Origin of the sequence: Rhizorhabdus sp. (genome assembly GCF_018006725.1) — a bacterium.
Taxonomy (GTDB): domain Bacteria; phylum Pseudomonadota; class Alphaproteobacteria; order Sphingomonadales; family Sphingomonadaceae; genus Rhizorhabdus.
On record NZ_JAGMXV010000399.1, the window covers coordinates 1 to 3,306 of the forward strand.

Here is a 3,306-nt window from a genome sequence, read left to right on the forward strand (position 1 = left end):
CCTAGGAAACGTGCAGGTTTCCGAAATTACCGGTCCGATGATCCGGAACGTCCTTGCGGAGATCTGGCTCTCCAAGCCGGAGACGGCGCGTCGAGTGCGGCAGCGCATCGGCGCGGTTCTGGATTGGGCATTTGCCTCGGGTTCCGCGACCGACGTCGTGATTGCCGCCCCCATGCTGAGGCGGCCCGTACCACGCGACAGATGGCCATGGACGACACACCATGGGCACTCGGAACAGTCGATGGATTGACGCCCCCGATCTGCGATCCAGTATCTCTAAAGGAAGATGGCGTAGCTGAAATGCGTTGTCCGCTCACCGAGCCCTCTACTGAAATGCTCGCCATGCGTGGGACGTTTCCCGGCAATCTCGCCAACTTTGCACCTGACGCCATCGATCACGGCCGGAACGGTGCCACGATCACGCTGAGTGCTTTAAGAACGGGAGATCGCCCGTTCCGGTCCGGTGCACTCTCGTCGGTCCGTCGCTTCTTGCACGGCCGCTTCGAAATCGAGATGAGGGCCGCGCAGGGAGAGGGCGTAGTTACTGGCTGTGGAGCGGCGTGCAAAATTGACCCCCTTAGCGGGGTGATCGGCGTCTAAAATTGACCCCCTTCATCTCATCATGAGAAGCGCCGCCGTTTGGGTTCCGGACGGCGGGTACAGGGATGTTGGTTGTGGAGACGATTACGAGGATCCGTCGGGAGCACCGGGACGGGAAGCCTATCAAGGCGATAGCGCGGGATTTGCGGCTGTCGCGCAACACGGTGCGCAAGGCGGTCCGGGCACCGGACGCGGACGCCAGTTACGAGCGCAAGGAACAGCACCGGCCGCAGACCGGACCTTTCAGTGCTCGCCTCGAAGAGTTGCTCGAGCAGAATGAAGGGCTGCCCCGGCGTGACCGGCTTCGTATGACGAGGATCCATGATCTGCTTCAGCGCGAAGGGTTCGGCGGCTCCTATGACGCTGTGCGGCGCTATGCCGCGCGCTGGAAGCGTGAGCGTCGCGCCGACGCCGGCGATATGAGCAAGGTGTTCATCCCGTTGATGTACAGGCCAGGCGAGGCTTACCAGTTCGACTGGAGCCACGAGGACGTCGAGATCGCGGGCAAGCCGATGCGGGTGAAGGTCGCGCACATGCGGTTTTGCTGGTCACGGGCGCCCTTCGTCCGCGCCTATCCCCGCGAGACGCAGGAGATGGTCTTCGACGCTCATGCCCGCGCCTTCACGTTCTTCGGCGGGGTTCCGACGCGCGGCATCTACGACAACATGAAGACGGCGGTGACGACGGTCTTCACCGGTAAGGAGCGGCTGTTCAACCGGCGGTTCCTGATCATGACGGATCATTATGGCGTGGAGCCGGTGGCCTGTAGCCCTGCTGCGGGATGGGAGAAGGGACAGGTCGAGAACCAGGTCCAGACCAGCAGGGAGCGACTGTTCAAGCCGCGCCTGCGCTTTGCCAGTCTTGAGGAACTGAACATCTGGCTGGAAGCCGAGTGCAGGCGCTGGGCAGAGCGCAACGGGCATCCCGATCTGGATATGACGATCGCACAAGCACTGGAGGCGGAGCGGCCGATGCTGCAACCGCTACCCACCCCGTTCGACGGGTTCTTCGAGAGCGAGCATGTAGCCAGTTCGACCTGCCTGGTGAGCTTCGATCGCAACCGGTACTCGGTGATGGCGAAGGCAGCGCATCAGGCTGTGCAGGTACGTGCTTACGCAACGCGCATCGTGATCCGCTCGGATGGCGCGGTCATCGCCGAGCATGAGCGCGCCTTCAGCCGGAACCAGACGATCACGAACCCTTGGCATTACCTGCCGATCCTTGCGCGCAAGCCCGGGGCCTTGCGGAACGGCGCTCCCTTCCAGGACTGGGACCTTCCACCTGTACTCACCCAGCTGCGACGCAAGTTGGGTAAGGGCGATGATGCAGATCGCCGCTTCGTGCGCGTCCTGGCCGCCATTCCCGATGACGGCCTCGAAGTTGTAGAAGCCGCAGTCGCCGAGGCCCTCAGCGCAGGAACGGTCAGCGACGAGGTCATCCTCAACATCCTGTCCCGCCGGCGTGAGCCTCGCGATGACCAGACCATGGACGTCGTCGTCAACCTGAAGCTCAAGCATCCGCCGATTGCAGACTGCGCCCGCTACGACACGGTGCGAGGCCTCAATGCAGCGGCATGAGATCGTGGCAGCCCTCAAGGGGCTGGGGCTGAAGGGCATGGTCACTGCCTTCGATGATGCCGTCACCAATGGCATCCGCCGCGATAGGACGATCATGGAGATGCTGGCCGACCTGCTGCGCGCCGAGACTGCACATCGGGAGGCAGCGTCAATCCGCTACCGTATGACCGCGGCGAAGCTTCCGGCAATCAAGGACTTGGATGGATTCATGTTCGACGGAACGCCGATCAACGAAGGGCTGATCCGCTCGTTGCATGCCGGCTCCTTCTTGCCGGAACGGCGCAATATCGTGCTGGTTGGCGGAACGGGCACGGGCAAGACCCACCTGGCGCTCGCCATCACTGCCGCAGTGGTACGTGCCGGTGCCAGAGGCCGATACTTCAATACGGTCGATCTGGTGAACCGGCTTGAGGAAGAAGCACGTCTGGGCAAAGCCGGAAGCCTTGCCGCTCAACTCTCACGGCTTGATCTCGTTGTGCTCGATGAACTGGGCTATCTCCCGTTCGCCCGTTCCGGCGGCCAGATGCTCTTCCACCTGATCAGCAAGCTCTACGAAAAGACCTCGGTGATCATCACGACCAATCTCGCCTTCGGCGAATGGCCGAGCGTCTTCCACGATGCCAAGATGACCACCGCGCTCCTTGATCGCATCACCCATCACTGCGACATCATCGAGACAGGCAACGACAGCTGGCGGTTCAAAAACCGGAACTGAGCCCAAAACCCCTTCCCCCGGACCCCCATCCCCGGCGGTTAACCCGGTGGGTCAACAGGGACCTCCCACGGACGCCGCCGCCAGCACACCTGACGGTGCGCGTCGTCGTCCGTGGGCCCCTCCTATCGACTACCGGGATAACCGCCGCACTACCGAAGGGTGGGGTCAATATTGGACGCCGATAGGGGGTCAGTTTTGCGCGCCGGTTGACAACCATGCGGTCTTTGGGAGAACAGCGTGGCGGATTGCCATACCAACAGACGTTGCTGATGGGTGCTCCAAAGAGACATAGAACCCGGGGATGGTGCGAGTGGCCACGTCAATCTGGAGCGTGAGGATCGGCCGGCCAAGCGGCCTGCGGAAATGCTCATCGACGATGATGACGTCAGCAGGAGTGTGGTCCATCTGGACGAA

The 3,306-nt window shown here is 62.3% G+C and carries 2 protein-coding genes and 2 pseudogenes; 3 read left to right on the top strand and 1 reads right to left on the bottom strand.

Annotation, left to right across the window (positions count from 1 at the left end; translation table 11 throughout):
• The 3 genes and pseudogenes from KAY22_RS26760 to istB form a co-directional block, all read left to right on the top strand.
• Window positions 1–250: pseudogene (locus KAY22_RS26760) on the top strand (hypothetical protein); the annotation flags it as partial.
• 415 nt (window positions 251–665) lie between these two features.
• Window positions 666–2,177, top strand: a complete 1,512-nt coding sequence (istA, locus tag KAY22_RS26765; protein WP_296626105.1) for an IS21 family transposase — start codon at window positions 666–668, stop codon at window positions 2,175–2,177.
• Window positions 2,164–2,892 carry an IS21-like element ISSsp4 family helper ATPase IstB gene (gene istB, locus KAY22_RS26770; protein WP_296626106.1) on the top strand — a complete coding sequence of 243 codons (729 nt, stop codon included), beginning with the start codon at window positions 2,164–2,166 and terminating at the stop codon, window positions 2,890–2,892. The genes istA and istB overlap by 14 nt, the downstream gene beginning before the upstream one ends.
• Window positions 2,893–3,081: 189 nt before the next feature.
• On the opposite strand, the pseudogene KAY22_RS26775 reads toward istB, so the two are convergent.
• Window positions 3,082–3,306, bottom strand: a pseudogene (locus tag KAY22_RS26775) (integrase); the annotation flags it as partial.

Coding starts and splice junctions, on each gene's coding strand:
- istA (WP_296626105.1), top strand. CDS start 666: ATGTTGGTTGTGGAGACGATTACGAGGATCCGTCGGGAGCACCGGGAC.
- istB (WP_296626106.1), top strand. CDS start 2,164: ATGCAGCGGCATGAGATCGTGGCAGCCCTCAAGGGGCTGGGGCTGAAG.